The 1,875-nt window shown below is 39.9% G+C and carries 2 protein-coding genes; both read right to left on the minus strand.

Annotated features, from left to right (window positions below):
- Positions 1 to 178 precede the first annotated feature (178 nt).
- Complete coding sequence (locus FCN80_RS25740; RefSeq protein WP_230492973.1) at positions 179 to 808, minus strand: hypothetical protein; 630 nt, start codon at positions 806 to 808, stop codon at positions 179 to 181.
- 5 nt (positions 809 to 813) lie between these two features.
- The coding region (locus FCN80_RS25745) for a hypothetical protein (RefSeq protein ID WP_230492974.1) at positions 814 to 1,875 on the minus strand (1,062 nt) is incomplete at its 5' end.

Genomic DNA, 1,875 nt, shown 5'->3' on the forward strand with positions numbered 1-1,875 from the left:
TCGATGTATCGTCCGAATATCCGCATAAGGATCACGCTGATGACCAGCATCGCCACCAATACGGCAAGCCAACGGGAGATTTTAGGTGGTACTTGCCGAGGATAACATTCCGGAAGATCTTTCAGGGAATACGACATTCACACTCTCATGCTTTAAAATTTCCAAATTTTAACTAAGGCTAGTCACCATCAAATGAAATGCTCTCAAGCAATTTCAATGTTTCTTTAGATAGATCTTCACCTTTATCATCCGAAGAATTAACACCAGAACCACATAGGGCATTATTTTTATGTATCAAACAAAAATAAACACTCTGGCCTAGTGTTCCATCTTTAAGTTTCGCCATGGCATTAACAGCCATAAAACCAGATGCATCTTTGCTTTTAACCTGCAATAGAGATAGATGATTTGCCTTCCCATTTTTCACATATGTAGCATCCGGAATTGATTTCCATACCTTATTTTTGTAGTCATAAACAATTTTATTATCAGCGGCACTAACACTGGCACCCTTGTTGTTAACTTGCTGTGCATCATATCCTGCTTCAAATGCTTCACCAGAATACAGGCAAGTCCACTCCGATATTGGTGATTTTTTTTGGAAGTACTCATCATCAGACAATGCCGGGTATTTAAAATCACTAAAATTTATATTGCATGCATCAAAACTGGATGACGAAGAAATATCTGCGTTAGAATCTGATGTCAACGCCCTAGTTACGGAGACACCTTCCACTTTAGCAACTGGTGCTGAAGCCATAGCGAAGGAGCTAACGCTAAGAAAAACTGATATATATAACAATTTCATAATTTTTACTTCCTATGTTTATATCCTTCCGGGAAGTTCAAAACCAAACTTCCAGAAGCATTCGGGAATTTATTTTCCGTTAAAATTGCAAGGGCAACTCCGTAGGCACAACATCTCGAGTCGAATCCGTTTAGTGAGTGATGGTAAAGCGAACCAATCCTACCAGGCAAATTAACTGCGGCACTTGCTTCCCAAAAACCAGGGCTTCGGTAGTAATACTTTGTTCCAAGATTTGTATTAACGGAAACCCTCTCTAAAACATGCTCCTCATCAGCATATTTTGCCATCTTATTTTTCACCCAATAAAACCCCGCACTATCTGCAGCTAGCGTGCTATGTGAATCACTAACAGCATTTCTTAGCTCTATAAATTCTGTTGTAAGCGTAGGGAAATGGCGATCTTGCAATGTAGCATTGGATCTATTCGCAGGAGGTTGAGCTGCAATTGATGCATATGCATCAACCAAACTCTGTTTTAATGGCTCTTGAACTGTTCTACCAATATATACAAAATAGTTAAGGTAATTTTCTGGGTTAGTTAATTGCAAAAAGCCACGTCCGTACCATGGGGCGTACCAGAGATTACTGCCGTTTCCTTTATGAAGCGTACTCAACCATCCAGTTTCTTGTATTGCATTACCTAAAAAACACGAAACTCTAAATGGAGTATTAATACAATACTTTCTCATGGAGGAGTTTAGATTTGAAATCTGTCTGCTCAAAATCGAGCCCGATGTTCTTAAGTTTGTGTTAATAGCTTCCCAGGCAAACCGATTTCTGCCTGATTGGCGAAGAGCATGGCTAGGTACTATTTGTTTCATTTCAGAGAAGCTTAACCACCCACAATTTCTAAAATGGTTAATTATTGCCTTTGGCTCAAAATACCACAAGCTTCCGCTGCTAAGTTCCCCAGTATCGAAACACAATGCTTCGGCATGAGCCTTGAATTTTGCATAATCTTCTTCCGTCATCGGATCATGCTCATCACTACCCGTTTTCAGCCACGAGAAGCGGGTGTCGATCGTACTTTTTTCCCATTCAAACGGGAAATGACAGATTAGCTTTCC

This window comes from Martelella alba, assembly GCF_005217455.1.
Classification (GTDB): Bacteria; Pseudomonadota; Gammaproteobacteria; order Enterobacterales; family Enterobacteriaceae; genus Acerihabitans.

What these genes read in the sequence shown, in the direction of transcription:
- FCN80_RS25740 (WP_230492973.1), bottom strand. Translation starts at nt 808, where the DNA reads ATGAAATTGTTATATATATCAGTTTTTCTTAGCGTTAGCTCCTTCGCT.